The sequence below is a fragment of the Arthrobacter zhaoguopingii genome, from assembly GCF_009828595.1.
Taxonomy (GTDB): domain Bacteria; phylum Actinomycetota; class Actinomycetes; order Actinomycetales; family Micrococcaceae; genus Arthrobacter_D; species Arthrobacter_D zhaoguopingii.
In genome coordinates this window covers 1-16,460 of sequence record NZ_WPNY01000011.1, presented here as the reverse complement: position 1 = coordinate 16,460, position 16,460 = coordinate 1, and the positions used below count along the sequence as shown (strand labels likewise).

Sequence of the window (16,460 nt, the reverse complement as noted above, 5' to 3'; positions counted from 1 at the left end):
GTTGCCCACTACGCTGAGTCTATGGTGGCCGACGGACATTACCCCGAATATTGGGAAGCCGATGTCGTGCTGCGTGACGGCGGGACGGGCCACCTGCGGCCCATTGCGCCCTCGGATGCGGACGCCGTCCAGGCCTTCCACAGCCGGCAGTCGGAGAACTCGATCTACCTGAGGTTCTTCACCTATAAGGCCACGCTGAGCGCCAAGGAACTCAAGCGCTTCACCGAGGTGGACCACCACGACCGGGTGGCCTTCGTCATCACCCGGGGCGCGGACATCATCGGGATCGGCCGCTACGACCGGCTGGACGACCCCACCGAGGCGGAGGTCGCGTTCAACGTTTCGGACGCCTACCAGGGCCGCGGGGTCGGCTCGATCCTGCTCGAGCACCTCGCCGCGGCCGCCCGGGAGAACGGCATCCGGCGCTTCTCGGCCGAGGTGCTCCCGGAGAACCGCAAGATGATCACCGTCTTCGCCGAGGCCGGCTACGAGGTCGAGCGCCACTTCGACGACGGCGTCGTCGAGCTTCGCTTCGACATCGACGCGACGCGGAAGTCCCGCGCCGTGATGGAGGCACGGGAACACCGGGCGGAGGCCCGCAGCGTGGCGGGACTGATGAGCCCAACCTCGGTCGCGTTGATCGGCGCCAGCCGCCGGTGGGGGAGCGTCGGCCACGCCCTCCTTGAGCACATCACCGAGGGCGGGTTCGCCGGCACCGTGTACGCGGTGAACCCCGAGGCCTTCGAGCTCGGCGGCGGAGTCTCCTACGCCTCGGTGCGCGAGGTCCCCGGCCCGGTGGACCTGGCCGTCATCGCCGTGCCGAAGGACCAGGTGGATCGAGTGGTGGATGAATGCGCCGCCGCCGGGGTCCGCGGCCTGCTGGTGGTCACCTCCGGGTACGCCGAGGACGGCGCAGAGGGCCTGGCCCGACAGCGCGCCCTGGTGGCCCGGGCCCGGGCGCAGGGCATGCGGGTGGTGGGCCCGGCCTCGCTGGGGATCGTCAACACCGACCCGGGGGTGCGCCTGAACGCCTCGATGGCGCCGGCCCTGCCCCGGCGCGGGGGCCTCGCCCTGTTCAGCCAGTCCGCCGGGCTCGGGGTGCTGCTGTACTCGGCCGCGGCCCGCCGCGGACTCGGGGTCTCCTCGATCATCTCCGCAGGCAACCGGGCCGACGTGTCCGGCAATGACGCCATGCAGTACTGGGAGGACGACGGCGCCACGTCGGCCGTGGCGCTCTACCTCGAGACGATCGGCAATCCGCGCAAGTTCTCCCGCATCGCCCGGCGGCTCGCGCAGACCAAGCCGGTGATCGTCGCGAAGTCGCCCGTGACGGGCCTGCAGCTGCCGCCCGGTCACGCGGTGCGCACTACGCAGGCCCCGCCGGCCGCCCTCGACGCGATGCTGCGCCAGTCCGGGGTGATCCGGGTGGAAACCACCGAGCAGCTCATGGACGTCGCCTCGATCGTTGCCTCCCAGCCGCTGCCGGCCGGGCCCGGGATCGCCGTCTTCTCGAATTCCGCGGCCCTGGGCAAGGTGCTCGCCGACGCCGTGGCCGCCCAGGGCATGGCGGTGGCCGCCGTCGTGGCGGACCTGGACCTCGACGCGGGCCAGTCGGCCGCCCTGCCGGCCCTCGAGGCCGCTGTGGCCGGGGCGCTGGCGCGGGAGGATGTGCACGCGGCGATCGTCACCACGCTTCCGGCCCGGGGCCTGCCCGCAGAGGCAGTCTCCGCGGCCCTTCAGGCCTGCGGGGAGGCCGCCGGCAAGCCCGTGGTCGCATCCTTCGCCGGCGTGCTCGATCCGCAGCTGCAGCTCGACGGCCTCGTGGACGCCTCCCCGGCAGCCCCGGTAATTGCGGCGGCGGATGAAGCACGGGCCGGAGCAGGGCTGCAGCGCGGGCTTCCGGCCTTCGCCAGCCCGGGGGCCGCGGTGGCGGCCCTGGGCGCCGTCGTCGCCTACACCCGCTGGCGGGCCCGGGACCACGGCGAGTTCGCCGAACTTCCCGGAACGGACGACGACGCGGCCGCCGAGCAGCTCGAGGGGATCCTCGGCCGGGTCAGCGGCGTCGGTCTGACGCGCCTGAGCGCCGAGGAGGGTGCGGCGCTCCTCGGCCACTACGGGATCGACGTGCTGCCCTCGGCCTCGTTCGACTCCGCCGACGAGGCCGTGAAGGCCGCCGACCGGCTCGGCTGGCCGGTGGCGCTGAAGACCACCGACGAGCACCTGAGACACCGCCTCGACCTCGGCGGGGTGCGCCTGGGCATAGAGGACGCCGAGGCGCTGCGGGCCAATATCGTCGCGATGGAGAAGGCGCTCGCCCCCTTCGGAAGCTTCGGCATGGAGGTGCAGTCGATGGCGCCTTCGGGGCAGGCGTGCACCCTGCGCGCGATCGAGGACCCGCTCCTGGGCCCGGTGCTGTCCTTCGGGCTGGCCGGGGACGCCGTGAACGTGCTCGACGACTGGGCTCACGGCGTTCCGCCCCTGACCACCGTCGATGTGGCCGATCTGGTCCGGGCACCGCGGGCGTCGCGGAAGCTGTTCGGCTACCAGGGCCTGCCCCCGGCCGACATCGCAGCCGTCGAGGACCTCGTGGCGAGGGTGGCCCTGCTCAAGGACAACCACCCCGAGATCGCCCTGCTCGAATTCAACCCCGTGCTGGTGGCCACCTCGGGCCTGGCGATCCTCAGCGCCACCATCGACGTCGGCAACCCGCGGCACCGCACCGACAGCGCCCGCCGGGCGATGCGGGACTGACCCGATGCACCCGCCGCCCTCCGGCGGTTAGGCAGAGCGGACGCGGGTAGGGGAAACTGGGACCATGACCCTTTCGCTCTCCCCGCAGCGTCGTGACCTCGATTCGTCCCTTGAGCGCGCGGGCTTCTACCCACGGCTGGTCGCCGACGTCGTCCATGATGCGCTCGACGGCCGGGAGCCGCTCTCCCATGTTGTGCACCTTGAGACCCACTTCGAGCGCACCGAGGTGCACCGCCACATCACCGTGCTGGTCCTCACCGAGGACATGCTGGTCATCACGCACGTCGACGACCAGCAGCTCGACGACGCCGGTGAGCAGGTCACCGCCCAGATCTCCACCGAATCCGTTCCCGTGAGCCAGATCCGCTCCGTCGTCCTCAGCTACCTCTACGCCCAGCCCCAGGACTACAAGCCCTCCGACCCGGCGCGGGAGATGACTCTGGCCATTGCCTGGTCCGGCGGGCAGCGCCTGGACATGGGTCCGGCCTCCTGCGGGGATCCTCAGTGCGACGCCGACCACGGCTACACCGGCACGATCGCCCAGGAGGACATCGTGCTGCGCGTCAGCGCCGAGGCCGACGGCGTCCAGGCGGTCCAGAATGCCAAGTCCTTCGCCCGCGCGCTGCGCAAGGTGAACACCGCCAGCTCCGTGGGAGGCGGCGCCGTGCTGACCTCCGACGGCGGTGGACGCCGCCAGCCCGGCTTCGCCGGACGGTTCACCCGGGCTCCCCACGGGCGGTAGAGGGTCCGTGACGAGCCTTTCGACGCACCTCGAACCCCTGCCCGCACCGCCGGCCTACGGCGCCGGCACCGTCGGGGAAGTCCTGACCAGCGCCGCCGCGGCCCTCGGGCTCGGCGGGTTCGGCAACGCCCTCGGGCTGCCGCCCGTCCGGCGGATCTGCGTGGTGATGGTCGACGGTCTGGGGCTGTCCCTGCTGAAGAAGCGCGGAGGCCACGCCCCGTTCCTGCGCGCGCACCTTGAGGGTGCCCGCACCCTCGGGTCGGCGTTCCCCTCGACGACCGCAGCCTCCCTGGCGAGCCTGGGCACCGGCCTGCCGCCCGGGCTGCACGGCATGGTGGGCTACGACGTGCTTGACCCCGCGCAGGACAAGGTGGTCAACATGCTCGGCAACTGGGACGGCGGCGTCGACCCGGTCACCTGGCAGCCCCATCCCACGGTGTTTGAACGCGCCGCCCGCGAGATTCCGGTCGTCACGGTCAGCCAGTCCAGGTTCGCCGATTCCCCGATGACCCGCGCGGCGCTGCGCGGCGGGAGCTTCGTTGGCGCCGGTACGCTGCAGGCACGGGTGCGCGCCGCCGCCGAGCAGCTCTCCGGCGCCGACACCATGCTCATGTACTTCTACCTCAACGACCTGGACAAGGCCGGCCACCGCCACGGCTGCGCCTCGACGGACTGGACGGACCGGCTTGAGGACCTCGACTCGGCCATGAAGTCCCTCGCCCGGCAGATGCCGGCGGACACCCTGCTGCTGCTGACCGCCGACCACGGGATGGTCGACGTCGCCGAGGGCCAGCGCTTCGACTACTCGGCCCGGCCCGCCCTCGTGGACGGGATCGCCCACACCGCCGGGGAGCCGCGGATGGTCCACCTCTACTTCGAACCGGGGCTTGACGCCGCCGGCCGGGAGCGGCTGCGGTCGGCGTGGCAGGAGGCCTTCGGGCGCCAGGCCTGGATCCTGACCCGCGGGGAGGCCGTGCAGGCCGGCCTGTTCGGACCCACGGTCGATCCCTCGGTGCTGCCGCGGATCGGAGACCTGCTGGTGGCCGCCCGCGAGCCGATCGCCCTCTTCGACACCCGGCGCACCTCCGCCTCCGCCCTCGAGGTGATCGGTCAGCACGGGTCAATGACGCGGGCCGAGCGCGAGGTGCCGCTGCTGACGCTGCGCCGGCCCGAACCCGCCCGGAAGGTCCCCGCACGGCGCGGGACGAAGCCCACCCCCGAAAGGCCGAACCATGGCTGAACTTCTCTTTTTCTGCGGCACGATGGACTCCGGAAAATCGACACTTGCCCTGCAGATGGAGCACAACCACCGCGCCCGCGGCCGGAAGGGCGTGCTGTTCAGCTCCCATGACCGGGCCGGCGAGTCGATGATCTCAAGCCGCCTGGGGCTGCGGACCCGCGCCGTCGAGGTGCACCCCGACACCGACTTTTGGAGCGAGGTGACCGGCCGGCTCACGCAGGGCGCCCGGGTTGACTACCTCATCTGCGACGAAGCGCAGTTCTACACCGCGGGCCAGATTGACCAGCTGGCACGCATCGCCGACGACATGGACATCGACGTCTTCGCCTTCGGCATCACCTCGGATTTCCGCACGAGGCTCTTTCCTGGTTCCCAGCGGCTCGTGGAGCTTGCGGACCGCATCCAGGTGCTCCAGGTCGAGGCCCTGTGCTGGTGCGGCAAGCGCGCCACCCACAATGCCCGGATCGTGGACGGGACCATGGTCGTCGAGGGGGACCAGATGGTGGTTGGGGATGTCGAGGCGGCGGCCGATCCAGATAGCGCCGGGGAGGCGCCCCGGTCCGCCGGTGCGGCGGAGCCGGTCACCGAGTACGAGACGCTGTGCCGCAGGCACCATATGCGCCGGCAGACTTCGCGTGCCTCGAACGCGCTGGTGGGCAACGAACTGCCGCTGCCGTTCGAGCCGGCCCCGGAGGCGGAGCCGGCGACGCTCTGAGGCCGGCGGGATCTCCGCATCAGCCGGCTCTGGAAGCGGGGGACCCTGCGAAACCGCGGGCCCGAGGAGCCAAGGGGATCCGGGCGAACCGCAGGCTCGGGGAACCGGTGGTTCCGGGCTCCCAGGGAACCTCTAACCCTTGCGGCCCGCCGGTGTAGGCGGGCCGGGTACTGCTAGTCGCCCTTGGTGCCGAAGACGATCTGGTCCCAGCTGGGCACGCTTGAGCGCTTGGGCTTGATGCGCCGGTCTGCTGGTTCCTCGGTCTTGGCTTCGGCACCGGTGTCCCTGCCCTTGTCTCCGGACTGCTCGCGGCGGTCGCCCGGACCGGCCTCTGCGGGTGTCCCGGAAGCGTCGGGGGTGTCCTTGCCCCGGGAGCCGTCCGCGGGTGCTCCGCCGTCCTCGGCGGCGCGGACCGGCACGGCGAAAATGCTGATTTCGCGGGTCTCGGTGCTGACCCCGTGGTAAAGCCGGGGCGAGCCGTCCGCGTGGAGGTCGGGGTCCTCACCGCCCTCCCGGGGCGGGGGAGCGAGGCTCAGTCCCGGGGGCAGCGAGCCGTCCTCGGCTTCAAAGCCGTCGCGGGGATGCGCCGCGGGAATGCTTCCCTTGGTCAGCAGTTCGGCGAGGTTGTCATCGCTGTCCTCATCGGCCCCGAGCCGCTGGCCGCGGCGCGAGCGCAGGACATCGAGCAGGCCGTCCGCGTCGTCGTGCGTCTCGACGGGGGGCTCCTCGGCCTTTTCGGCCTCGAAGTCGAAGACCCGGTCGGCGACGGCGCTGAGCCGGCGGTTGGGAAGCGGCCCGTCGAGCGGCTCGAGTTCGCTCAGCAGCTGCGCCCACCGGTTGGCGTTCACGACGGTCTTGCGGGAGGGGTTGAACGTCCACTGCGCGGGCGGCTCCTCGCCGACGTTCACGGCCGAGCTTTCGGGAAGGTCGAAGCGGGCCACAACTGTCCAGGCACCGTCGGAGCGCCGCCAGGAGTCCCATTCGATGTTCGCGGCGTCGACCCCGTAGGCCTCGAGCCGGAACGCGACCATTTCGCCGAGCTGGGCCGGGTTGTCGCCGAAGGCGGAGCGGTAGCCGTCGTGGGAGGGAAGGGGGGCTGCCACCTCGACGCGCTGGGCGAGGTAGGCCATGTAGTCGCGCTCGGCGCGCACAGGTCCCTCGTACCGCAGGATGTGGGAGAGCTCGAGCCCCGATTCCTCGGCGATCCCCTGCGCGGTCGCGCCGCTGCGGATGCGGGCCTGGATGTCCCGCGGTGTCAGGTGGACCGATGGGCCGGTCCGGCCGGTCGGGGAGGGCGGGGCGGCGGGAGCGACCCGCGTCGACTGCCGGGACGCTGCCGCTCGAAGAGCTTCGTCGATCGGCAGACGAAACGTGGCTCCTCCGTCGCCGCTTAACAGCAGATGATCGCCATCCACACCAACCAGGCGCAGCTCCTGCATTAAAATCCTCCAGCCGACAGTAATTACTAGTCGAAACTCTGCCACTGAATGCCCGTCATTCCTACTACACCCCGTGGTGTGGCGCGGTTTCTTGGGCTGCGGCGGCCAGCCGGCGGACGGCAGCCGCCCGGCCCGGCAGGCGCTCCGGCCGACACTGCGGCCACCCGGGTCGACACGGCGGGCGCCGGGCGGCGGCCCCGGTCGGCCCCAATGGGGCAGAATGCACTGGTAAAAGTCCCACACACCGGGGCCGGGCCGGGCTTTCCGGACGGGCCCGGCCGCTGCCCCCTAAGACCGGAGCGTGAAGGAACCACCATGGCGACCGACTACGACGCGTCGAGCACCACCGATGAAGCAACAGCCGCCGAGCCGATCGAGGAGCTGCGCACCACGGCCGCCGCCGTGCAGTCGCCGGTGGTCGACGAGGACGAGGTTGAGGCCGCCGATTCCTTCGAGCTACCCGGGGCCGACCTCTCGGGTGAGGAACTCACGGTCCAGATCCTGCCCGCGCAGGCCGACGAGTTCACCTGTTCCTCATGCTTCCTGGTCCGCCACCGCTCGCAGATTGCCCGCGAGAAGAACGGTCTGCTGTTCTGCAGCGAGTGCGAGGGCTGAGCCGGCTCAGCGTGCGAGGGCGGCGGTGAACTGCTTGGGCCTGCGGGTGGACGCGAGCCAGTACGGGGTGCGGTCCTCGGGGTCGGTGACTTCGATGCGGACCACGGGGGAGATCCAGCCCCGGATGCAGAGGTACGCCAGGCCGTTGAGGGCCGTACCGCGCTGTTCGGTCGCGTCGTCGCCGGTGTAGGCCGACACCGCGCCCAGGTAGCGGCGCTCGATGGTCGCCCGGCCGACCGTGAGGGTGGTGGGCGTGACCACAATCCGCGGGGTGGAAAGGACAAGCAGGGTCACCAGGACCAGTGCGATCACCACCGCCGCCGCGAATCCGATGAACACATCGATGGGGGCAAAGGTCACGATCGACGCTGCGGCGGCACCAAGCACCAGCAGCCAGACCCAGGTTGATGGCCACAGCCGCTCGGAATAGATGACAGTGTCCTCCACGGACCCTTCTGCGGCTTTCGACATGCTCTAACATTTACACCTTTTGCCTTGAGGTTTCATCCCGGCAGCGGGCCCTCGCCCCGCGCCCGAGGCGCTAAAGTGGTGTGCTGGGGCAGCAGCAGCGGTGGAAGATCAGCGCGGGGATGGCGGCCCGCCCTGCCCGCCGCGGAGTCCACCCGCGGCACCCCCGCCAGGACCACCGCAGCGATAGAAACACCATCAGTTCAGGACCACCGAACACCCAAGTTCACCGAACGTCCCACCGGTTCCGGCGTTGCCGGCGCCGGTGCACACCAGAGGTTGGAGAAACCCGTGCCAGACCCGCAGCAGGACCTGCAGGTGCAGATCGTGATGCTCGACGACGCCCTCGAACCGCCCGCGTACGCCCAGCCGGGGGACGCCGGCGCGGACCTGTGCAGCCGCATCGACGTATCGCTCGCGCCGGGGGAACGCCGACTGGTGCCCACCGGGGTGTCCGTTGCCCTGCCCGCCGGCTACGCAGGCTTCGTCCACCCCCGCTCCGGACTGGCTGCCCGGCACGGCCTGTCTGTCGTCAACGCCCCCGGCACCATCGATGCCGGCTACCGCGGTGAGGTCCAGGTCATCCTGCTGAACACCGACCGCTCCGAAACAGTGCACCTGGCGCGCGGCGACCGGGTGGCGCAGCTCGTGATCCAGCGGGTCGAGCAGGCGTCCTTCGTGCAGGTCCAGGAACTGCCCGAATCGGTACGCGGCGCAGGCGGCTTCGGCTCCACCGGTGGCTTCACCCCCGTGCCGGAGGCGCACAACCCCGCCACCGGCGGCTGAGCCGCCCCCACAGCAGACCGGGCGCTTCGCCGTCCGGAACCGAACACCACGTCGACAGATCGAGGAGAGGAACCCACAAATGGTTTTTGGGCGCCTGAAGAAGAAAAAGCAGGACGACGGCTCGCCGGAGCCCCAGGGCACCGACGCCGCGGACACCGGCGGAACCGAGGCGGAAGCCGCCGAGACCCCGGAGCCGGCGGAGGCGACCCTCGAGGCACAGCGGCGTGAATCCGGTCCCTTCGATTCGGCCGAGAAGGACTCAACCGAGGGCTACATCGATCTCGGGGCGCTGAAGATCGGTGCCGCCGAAGGACTGCAGCTGCGCCTCGAGGTGGAGGAGCGCACCAAACGGGTCATCGCCGTCACCCTCGACCTCGGCGGCTCAACCCTGCAGCTCCAGGCCTTCGCCGCACCCCGCTCCGAGGGCGTCTGGGATGAAATCCGCCAGCAGATCGGCCTCTCGGTGGGGTCCCAGGGCGGCACGGTGCAGGAACGGAAGGGCACCTTCGGCACCGAACTGATCGCCCAGCTGCCCGCCCCGCTGCCCGACGGAACCTCCGGCGTCCGCGTGGCCCGGTTTGTCGGCGTGGACGGGCCGCGCTGGTTCCTGCGCGGCGTCTTCGGCGGACCGGCGGCGCTCAACGAGGCCGCGGCCGCGCCGGTGGAGGCGCTCTTCCGCAACGTCGTCGTCGTCCGCGGGGACCACCCGCTTCCCCCGCGCGAACTCCTGCCGCTGCGCCTGCCCAAGGATGCATCCGCCACCCCGAACCCGTCGACGCCGGTCCGGCCCGGGCTCACCGCGCCCCAGCGCGGCCCCGAGATCACCGAGATTGGCTGACACCGGCCGGTCCCTGCCCCCGGCGGGCGGGGCGGCCCGCGGATCCCGGGGGCGGCTGCGCGGTCGCGGGCTGATCGACTCCGTCACCTACCAGCCAAAGAACGCCTCACCGCGTTTCTCCGCCATCGTGAGGGTCGACGCCGGGCCCCTGCCCGGGACCCGCGTGCGCCTCGTGTGGATGGGCCAGCGTGAAGTGCGCGGCATCGAAGCCGGCGTCGAACTCGCCTTCGAAGGCATGGCCAGCCGGGTCGAGGGCATGCTGACCGTGTACAACCCGCGCTATGAAATTATTGGACGGCCCGAGGAGCCCTGAGTGAACCAGAACCCGAAGCAGAACCAGCACGGCGACGCCCAAAACCAGCACGGCGACGCACAGGACCGGCCACGGCCGGAGGACCTTGCGTCCCAGTACGCGGCGCGGGCGGGCGTGAAGCGCACGGCCCACGGCAGCATCGACGTCCTCTCCTCCGTCGGCGGGGTGCAAGGACTCTCCGAGAGCATCGTGCCGGGACTTGTGTTCACCGTGCTGTTCACGATCACGCGGGACCTGACGGTGTCCCTGGTGGCCGCCCTCGCCGCCGCCGCGGCCTTCTCGGTGGTTCGGCTGGTCTCCCGCCGGCCCCTCACCCAGGCCCTCTCGGGGCTCATCGGCGTGGCGTTCTGCGCCATCGTCGCACTGCGGACCGGCAACGCCGAGGACTTCTTCCTGCCCGGCTTCTACATCAACGCCGCGTACATCGCCGCCATGGCCCTCTCCATCGCCGTGCGCTGGCCGATCGCAGGCGTCCTGTTCGGCTTCATCCGGTCCGAGGGCACCGAATGGCGGAAGGACCCCCTGCGCGTGAGGGCCTACTCGCTGGCGACGTGGATCATCATCTCCGTGCTCGCGCTGCGGCTGGCCGTCCAGCTGCCGCTTTACCTGGCCGGCAATGTGGCCGCCCTCGGGACGCTGCGCGTCGCGATGGGGCTGCCGCTGTACGCGCTGGGCCTGTGGCTGGCGTGGCTGGTGTCGCGGCCCGCCGCACCCGAAACCCCCGCCCCGGAGCCCGGGCCCGCCCGCTAGGCGGAGCCCGGCCCTCGACCGACGGGCGGACGTCCGGAGGTCCGACGTCGGGAGCCGGCGCCGCCCGTCAGGCCGGGGTCGAGTCCGCCTCCGGCCGGCTGCGCGCCGCCAGAGCGCTCCGCAGGTCGTTCTCCGCCGCCACAGCCGCCAGGAAGAACAGTTCGTCGCCCTCCTCCACGGTGTCGTCAGCGCTCGGCGTGACGGGCACGTCGTCGCGCAGGATCGCCACCACCGCACAGTCGAGCGGGAGCTCGACCGAGCTCAGAGGCTGACCGACCAATGGAGAATCCTGGGGCACCGTGAACTCGAGGATTGAGGAGACCCCGGTCTGCAGCGTGAGCAGGCGCACCAGGTCGCCGATCTCGACCGCCTCCTCGACGAGCGCGGTCATCAGGCGCGGCGTATTCACCGCAACGTCGACACCCCACGAATCGTCGAACATCCAGTCGTTCTTCGGGTTGTTCACCCGGCCCACGGTGCGCCCCACACCGAATTCGCTCTTGGCCAGCAGCGACACCACGAGGTTGACCTTGTCGTCCCCGGTGGCAGAGACGACGACGTCGGCCTCGTCGAGCCGTGCGTCCTTGAGGGTCGTCAGCTCGCAGGCGTCCCCGATGAGCCACTTGGCGCCCTTGAGCCCGCTGCGCCCGATCACCTCGGGCTTTTCGTCGATCAGGAGGATCTCATGGTTGTTCGACAGCAGTTCGCGCGCGATCGAGGACCCGACGCTCCCTGCTCCGGCAATGACAACTCTCATTCGGCATTCTCCTTGGGTGGACTTGCGAGAATCCGCCCTATTTCATCGGTCGCGGTTGTCTTCATCATGGCGTGCACGATGTCGCCCTGCTGGTAGCTGGTCTCATCCGTGGGCAGCATTCCCTCCCCGAACCGCGTCAGGTAGGCGATGCGCACCCCGCCGGCGGCCTCGATGTCCTTGAGCGGACGGCCCAGCCAGGCGTCATTGAGTGAGAGTTCACCCAGGATCAGGCGCCCGGAGGTCTCGCGGTAGTCCCCGTCGATGCTCTGCTCCGGCAGGATCCGCCGCAGCACCTGGTCGGCGCTCCAACGGACGGCCGCCACCGTGGGGATGCCGAGCCGCTGGTAGATCTCGGCCCGGCCCGGGTCGTAGATCCGGGCCACCACGTGACGGACGTGGAAGGTTTCCCGGGCCACCCGGGTTGCCAGGATGTTCGAGTTGTCTCCGCTGGACACGGCCGCGAAGGCGTAGGCGTTCTCGATGTCGGCGTGCTTGAGGGTGTCCCGGTCGAACCCGACCCCGGTGACTTTCCGGCCGCCGAAGGAGGACCGCAGGCGGCGGAACGCCCGGTCGTCCTGATCGATAATCGCCACGCTGTGGCCCGACTCGTCGAGTGTGTGGGCGAGGCTGACCCCCACCCTGCCGCATCCCATGATCACAAAATGAGCCATCGAGGGCACCCCTGTCTCCTGCTGCGCCCGGCGGCATTCCGGGCTGCTTACCGGCTCAATCCGGTCGGTGTCCGGTCGTCGTCCGGAGGCGCTCGGCGGCCGGTGCTTAGGCGGCGGCTTGCGCAGCCGCAGACCGCAGCGCCGGCTGCCGTAGGTCTCCAGCCTAATGGCTTCCGCGGCGCACAAACGCGCTAGTCTGGGGGCCGTGCTGACTTTCTTCGGGGCCGCCAAGCGGGTGCTGGTGGGCAAGCCTTTCCGCAGTGACAGGCGCAGGCGCCAGACCCTGCCCCAGCGTTGGGCCATGCCCACCTTTTCAGCCAACGCGTTGTCCTCGGTGGCCTACGCTCCCGATGAGATCATCCTGACGCTGGCCCTCGCCGGAGTGGCCGCCGTCGTGCTCGCCCCCTGGGTGGGCCTCGCCGTGATCGCCGTCCTGCTGGTGGTCATCGCCTCCTACCGCCAGGCCCTGCGCGCCTATCCCACCGGAGGCGGGGACTATGAAATCGCCCGCCGGAACTTCGGCGGGCAGGCCGGCGCCCTGGTCGCCTCGGCCCTGATGGTCGATTACGTGCTGACCGTGGCAGTGTCGGTGTCCGCGGCGGCCCAGTACGCCGTCGAACTGGCACCCGGCGCGGCGCCGATGCGCACCGGCCTCGCCGTCGCCGGGGTGGCAGCGCTGGTCCTGCTGAACCTGCGCGGAGTGACGCGCGGGGCACGCCTCACCGGCATTCCCACCTATCTGTTCACCGCGGTGGTGCTCGGAATGTGCGCCGTGGGCGTGTTCCAGAGCGCGGCCGGGACCCTCCGCGAGGCCCCGAGCGCAGGCTTTGAAATTGTGCCCGACGCCGCCTTCGACGCCGGGCTGGTGGGGCTTGGGGGCGCGCTGCTGATCCTGCGCGCGTTCTCCGCCGGCGCGGCGGCGCTGACCGGCATCGAGGCCCCGGCCGCCAACGTGCCCAGCTTTGAGGCGCCGCGGGCACGCAACGCCGCCACCACCCTGGTGGTCCTGGCGGCCGTGGCGTCCCTGATGATGGCCGGGGTGATCTACCTGGCCAACGTCGCGAAGGTCCGCGTGGTGCTTGATCCCGCGAACCAGCTGCTCATCGACGGCCTCCCGGTGGGGGAGAACTACCTCCAGAGTCCGGTGCTCAGCCAGCTGGCGGCGGCGGTCTTCAACGATGCGACGCTTCCGTTCTTCCTTGTCGTGGGCGCCACGGTGCTTGTGCTCCTGCTGGCCGGGCACGCCGCCTTCAACGGGTTCCCCCTGCTCGCCTCCCGGCTCGCCGGCGACGGCTACCTGCCGCGCCAGCTGAGGACCCGCGGGGACCGGCTCACCTACAGCAACGGCATCCTCGCGCTGGGCCTCGGCGCGGCCGCCCTGATCCTGCTCTTCGGCGCCGACGTCACCCAGCTCGTCCAGCTCTACATCGTCGGGGTGTTCGTCTCCTTCACCGCCAGCCAGCTCGGGCTGATCACCCACTGGACCCGCGAGCTGCGCAGCACCGCCGACCGGCAGGCCCGGTGGCGCATGCGCAAGTCCCGGGCGATCAACACCGCCGGATTCATCCTGACCGCGGCGGTGCTCGTGGTGATCCTCGTGACCAAGTTCGAATACGGCGCCTGGATCGCAGTCCTCGCCATGGCCGTGCTCTTCGCGATCATGCGCAGCATCAAGAGCCACTACGACAGCGTGGCGTCGGAGCTGGCCATTGACGACGCCGACAACCTGCGCGCCCTGCCGGCCCGGGTCCACGCCGTCCTGCTCGTCTCGCACGTGCGCAAGCCGGTGCTGCGGGCGCTGGCCTTCGCCCGCGCATCGCGGCCCTCACGGCTCGAGGCCATCATCGTCGATGTGGACGCCGAGCAGACCCGGCGTACGCTTGAGGACTGGGAAAGACTGGAGCTGCCCGTCCCGATCACCGTGCTCGCCGCGCCGTACCGGGACACCATCACGCCGATCCTCGACTACATCGCAACCATCCGCAGCGAATCGCCCCGCGACCTGATCGTGGTGTACATCCCGGAGTATGTGGTGGGGAAGTGGTGGGAGCAGCTCGTGCACAACCAGACAGCCCTGCGCATCAAGGCCCGCCTCCACTTCGTCCCCGGGGTGATGGTGGCCAGCGTCCCCTGGCAGCTGGCGTCCGCCAGGGCCGACCAAGAAACCAAGATCTGAAGTGAGCAAGTGACAAACGAATCGACAGTCGTCGAGCTGACCATCGAGCGCCCGGCCCACGGCGGGCACACCGTCGCCCGGCATGAAGGGCGGGTCGTGTTCGTGCGGCACGCCCTTCAGGGGGAGAGGGTGCGGGTCCGCCTCACCGAGCAGGAGCCGGACGCGAGCTTCTGGCGCGGTGACACGGTGGAGGTCCTCGAGGCCTCACCCCACCGGGTGACCCACCCGTGGCCGCAGGCCGACGCGCTGGCCGCCGCCGCACAGGGCACCGCGCCGGTCGGGGGAGCCGAATTCGGCCACATCCGGCTCGAGGAGCAGCGCCGGGTCAAGGCGCAGATCTTCGCCGAGCAGCTGACCCGGATCGCCCGCACCGAGCGGGACGTCACCGTCGAGGCCGCGCCCGGGGAAACCCCCGACGGGCTCGGCTGGCGCACCCGGGCGGCCTTCGCCGTCACCGGCAACGGGCGGCTGGCCATGCACGTGCACCGCTCGGACGCGCTGGTTCCGGTCACTGAGATGCCGCTGGCTGTCGACGCGGTGAACGCCCTGCGGCTGTGGGACCTGGACTTTTCGGGGATGCAGCGCGTCGACGTCGCCGTCGGCTCCGGCGGCGGGGATCCCCTCGTGCTGCTCATCCCCGCCGAGGGCACGGCGCCGCGCCGGGCCGGGGCCATCGCGGCCCAGATTGCGGGGGCCTCCGTGGCGGTCCTCGACGCCGCAACCGGCACCGTGCACCGCCTCAAGGGCCGGACCTGGCTGCAGGAGCAGGTCGGTCCGCACGCCTACCGCGTCACCGGGGCCGGGTTCTGGCAGATCCACCGCAAGGGGCCCGAGGTCCTGACCGGCGCCGTGCTGGAGGGGCTGCAGGTCGCCGAGGGCGAGCACGCCGCCGACCTCTACGCCGGGGCCGGGCTGTTCACCGTGCCGCTCGCCTCCGCCGTCGGCGCCAAGGGGTCGGTGCTGTCCGTCGAGGGCTCGGCCGGCACCAGCCGGGACGCCCGCCGCAACCTTCACGGCCAGGACCAGGTGAGCATCGTCCAGGGCCGCGTGGACAAGGTGCTTTCCTCCCACGACGGCCCGCTCGACGTCGTGCTCCTCGACCCGCCGCGGGCCGGTGCCGGCAAGAAGGTCGTCGGGCAGATCCTCGACGCTGCCCCGCGGCGGGTCGGGTACGTTTCCTGCGACCCCGCCTCCTTCGCCCGCGACCTCGGCCTCTTCCAGGCCCGCGGGTGGACCCTTGACACGCTGCGGGTCTTCGACCTGTACCCGCACACGCACCACATGGAATCATTCGCACTGCTTTCCCCGCCACGGGGTGCGTCGTGAGAACCCGAGGCTAGAATCTGAGGCATCGGTTCCGGACGCGGACCCCGCCCCGGACTCCTCCAGCGGTGGAAGGACTCGGCCATGGGAGTTGCCAACAGCTTTGGTTCAAGGGGTGTGCTGGAGGTTTCCGGGACCTCGTATGAGATTTTCCGTTTGGGGGCGGTGGAGGGTGCGGAGCGGCTGCCGTTCAGCCTGAAGGTGTTGTTGGAGAATCTGCTGCGGACCGAGGACGGGGCCAATATCACCGCCGATCATGTGCGGGCCCTGGCCGGGTGGAATCCTGAGGCGGAGCCGGATACGGAGATCCAGTTCACTCCGGCGAGGGTGATCATGCAGGACTTCACCGGGGTGCCGTGCGTGGTGGACCTGGCCACGATGCGTGAGGCGGTGGCCGAGCTGGGCGGGGATCCGAAGAAGGTGAATCCGTTGGCGCCGGCGGAGATGGTGATTGATCATTCGGTGCAGATCGATGTGTTCGGCAATGCCGGGGCGCTGGAGCGCAACATGGAAATCGAGTATCAGCGCAACGGGGAGCGGTATCAGTTCCTGCGCTGGGGCCAGACCGCGTTTGATGATTTCAAGGTGGTGCCCCCGGGGATGGGCATTGTGCACCAGGTGAACCTTGAGTACCTGGCCCGCACGGTGATGACCCGGGAGGTGACCGGGGCGGACGGGGCGACGGTGCTGCGGGCGTATCCGGATACCTGTGTGGGCACCGATTCGCACACCACCATGGTCAACGGGCTGGGCGTGCTGGGTTGGGGGGTCGGCGGGATCGAGGCGGAGGCGGCGATGCTGGGCCAGCCGGTGTCGATGCTGATCCCGCGGGTGGTCGGCTTCAGGCTCTCGGGGTCGATTCCGGCCGGGGCCACG

16 protein-coding genes are annotated in these 16,460 nt (G+C 70.7%); 12 read left to right on the top strand and 4 right to left on the bottom strand.

Features of this window, described 5'->3' with window-relative positions; all coding sequences use genetic code 11:
* Positions 1 to 21 precede the first annotated feature (21 nt).
* The 4 genes from GVV86_RS13985 to GVV86_RS13970 all read left to right on the top strand — a co-directional run bounded on the left by GVV86_RS13985 (position 22) and on the right by GVV86_RS13970 (position 5,448).
* Positions 22 to 2,751 carry a bifunctional acetate--CoA ligase family protein/GNAT family N-acetyltransferase gene (locus GVV86_RS13985; protein ID WP_159803112.1) on the top strand — a complete coding sequence of 910 codons (2,730 nt, stop codon included), beginning with the start codon at positions 22 to 24 and terminating at the stop codon, positions 2,749 to 2,751.
* Between the two features lie 64 nt (positions 2,752 to 2,815).
* The gene (locus GVV86_RS13980) at positions 2,816 to 3,493 is read left to right on the top strand and encodes a DUF5998 family protein (RefSeq protein WP_159618924.1); all 678 of its coding nucleotides are present in this window, start codon (positions 2,816 to 2,818) and stop codon (positions 3,491 to 3,493) included.
* A gap of 7 nt (positions 3,494 to 3,500) precedes the next feature.
* Positions 3,501 to 4,733, top strand: coding sequence for an alkaline phosphatase family protein (locus GVV86_RS13975; RefSeq protein WP_159803111.1), 1,233 nt, complete (start codon positions 3,501 to 3,503; stop codon positions 4,731 to 4,733).
* Positions 4,726 to 5,448 (top strand): thymidine kinase, encoded by a 723-nt coding sequence (locus GVV86_RS13970; RefSeq protein ID WP_159618920.1) that lies wholly within the window; start codon positions 4,726 to 4,728, stop codon positions 5,446 to 5,448. The genes GVV86_RS13975 and GVV86_RS13970 overlap by 8 nt, the downstream gene beginning before the upstream one ends.
* Positions 5,449 to 5,621: 173 nt before the next feature.
* Here the strand turns inward: GVV86_RS13970 and sepH are convergent, their stop codons facing one another.
* Positions 5,622 to 6,887 carry a septation protein SepH gene (gene sepH / locus GVV86_RS13965; RefSeq protein ID WP_159803110.1) on the bottom strand — a complete coding sequence of 422 codons (1,266 nt, stop codon included), beginning with the start codon at positions 6,885 to 6,887 and terminating at the stop codon, positions 5,622 to 5,624.
* 315 nt (positions 6,888 to 7,202) lie between these two features.
* On the opposite strand from sepH, the gene GVV86_RS13960 reads away from it, so the two are divergent.
* Positions 7,203 to 7,502: a DUF4193 domain-containing protein gene (locus GVV86_RS13960; RefSeq protein WP_159618916.1), complete on the top strand. Its 300-nt coding sequence runs from the start codon at positions 7,203 to 7,205 to the stop codon at positions 7,500 to 7,502.
* 6 nt (positions 7,503 to 7,508) lie between these two features.
* Here GVV86_RS13960 and GVV86_RS13955 read toward each other — a convergent pair whose 3' ends face one another.
* The gene (locus tag GVV86_RS13955; RefSeq protein ID WP_159618914.1) at positions 7,509 to 7,973 is read right to left on the bottom strand and encodes a DUF3093 domain-containing protein; all 465 of its coding nucleotides are present in this window, start codon (positions 7,971 to 7,973) and stop codon (positions 7,509 to 7,511) included.
* A gap of 288 nt (positions 7,974 to 8,261) precedes the next feature.
* On the opposite strand from GVV86_RS13955, the gene dut reads away from it, so the two are divergent.
* From dut to GVV86_RS13935, 4 genes are all read left to right on the top strand, one after another.
* The gene (dut, locus tag GVV86_RS13950) at positions 8,262 to 8,756 is read left to right on the top strand and encodes a dUTP diphosphatase (RefSeq protein ID WP_281406961.1); all 495 of its coding nucleotides are present in this window, start codon (positions 8,262 to 8,264) and stop codon (positions 8,754 to 8,756) included.
* A 79-nt stretch (positions 8,757 to 8,835) separates the two neighbouring features.
* A complete protein-coding gene (locus tag GVV86_RS13945; RefSeq protein WP_159803109.1) occupies positions 8,836 to 9,594 on the top strand; it encodes a DUF3710 domain-containing protein in 759 nt (252 codons plus the stop codon).
* Positions 9,587 to 9,907 (top strand): single stranded DNA-binding domain-containing protein, encoded by a 321-nt coding sequence (locus tag GVV86_RS13940; protein WP_159618910.1) that lies wholly within the window; start codon positions 9,587 to 9,589, stop codon positions 9,905 to 9,907. Before GVV86_RS13945 ends, GVV86_RS13940 begins: the two co-directional genes overlap by 8 nt.
* The gene (locus GVV86_RS13935; protein ID WP_159618908.1) at positions 9,908 to 10,657 is read left to right on the top strand and encodes a DUF3159 domain-containing protein; all 750 of its coding nucleotides are present in this window, start codon (positions 9,908 to 9,910) and stop codon (positions 10,655 to 10,657) included.
* A gap of 67 nt (positions 10,658 to 10,724) precedes the next feature.
* Here the strand turns inward: GVV86_RS13935 and GVV86_RS13930 are convergent, their stop codons facing one another.
* Together GVV86_RS13930 and GVV86_RS13925 are read right to left on the bottom strand one after the other, a co-directional pair.
* A complete protein-coding gene (locus tag GVV86_RS13930; RefSeq protein WP_159618906.1) occupies positions 10,725 to 11,414 on the bottom strand; it encodes a potassium channel family protein in 690 nt (229 codons plus the stop codon).
* Positions 11,411 to 12,085 carry a potassium channel family protein gene (locus GVV86_RS13925; protein WP_159618904.1) on the bottom strand — a complete coding sequence of 225 codons (675 nt, stop codon included), beginning with the start codon at positions 12,083 to 12,085 and terminating at the stop codon, positions 11,411 to 11,413. The genes GVV86_RS13930 and GVV86_RS13925 overlap by 4 nt, the downstream gene beginning before the upstream one ends.
* Positions 12,086 to 12,290: 205 nt before the next feature.
* Here GVV86_RS13925 and GVV86_RS13920 point away from each other — a divergent pair, with 205 nt between their 5' ends.
* From GVV86_RS13920 to GVV86_RS13910, 3 genes are all read left to right on the top strand, one after another.
* Positions 12,291 to 14,261 (top strand): APC family permease, encoded by a 1,971-nt coding sequence (locus GVV86_RS13920; RefSeq protein WP_246669993.1) that lies wholly within the window; start codon positions 12,291 to 12,293, stop codon positions 14,259 to 14,261.
* Positions 14,262 to 14,270: 9 nt separating this feature from the next.
* Positions 14,271 to 15,587 carry a class I SAM-dependent RNA methyltransferase gene (locus GVV86_RS13915; protein WP_159803107.1) on the top strand — a complete coding sequence of 439 codons (1,317 nt, stop codon included), beginning with the start codon at positions 14,271 to 14,273 and terminating at the stop codon, positions 15,585 to 15,587.
* A gap of 81 nt (positions 15,588 to 15,668) precedes the next feature.
* On the top strand, positions 15,669 to 16,460 hold a 792-nt coding region (locus GVV86_RS13910), incomplete at its 3' end, for an aconitase family protein (protein WP_246669992.1).

Coding starts and splice junctions, on each gene's coding strand:
- GVV86_RS13985 (WP_159803112.1), top strand. CDS start 22: ATGGTGGCCGACGGACATTACCCCGAATATTGGGAAGCCGATGTCGTG.
- GVV86_RS13980 (WP_159618924.1), top strand. CDS start 2,816: ATGACCCTTTCGCTCTCCCCGCAGCGTCGTGACCTCGATTCGTCCCTT.
- GVV86_RS13970 (WP_159618920.1), top strand. CDS start 4,726: ATGGCTGAACTTCTCTTTTTCTGCGGCACGATGGACTCCGGAAAATCG.
- sepH (WP_159803110.1), bottom strand. CDS start 6,887: ATGCAGGAGCTGCGCCTGGTTGGTGTGGATGGCGATCATCTGCTGTTA.
- GVV86_RS13960 (WP_159618916.1), top strand. CDS start 7,203: ATGGCGACCGACTACGACGCGTCGAGCACCACCGATGAAGCAACAGCC.
- GVV86_RS13955 (WP_159618914.1), bottom strand. CDS start 7,973: ATGTCGAAAGCCGCAGAAGGGTCCGTGGAGGACACTGTCATCTATTCC.
- GVV86_RS13945 (WP_159803109.1), top strand. CDS start 8,836: ATGGTTTTTGGGCGCCTGAAGAAGAAAAAGCAGGACGACGGCTCGCCG.
- GVV86_RS13930 (WP_159618906.1), bottom strand. CDS start 11,414: ATGAGAGTTGTCATTGCCGGAGCAGGGAGCGTCGGGTCCTCGATCGCG.
- GVV86_RS13925 (WP_159618904.1), bottom strand. CDS start 12,085: ATGGCTCATTTTGTGATCATGGGATGCGGCAGGGTGGGGGTCAGCCTC.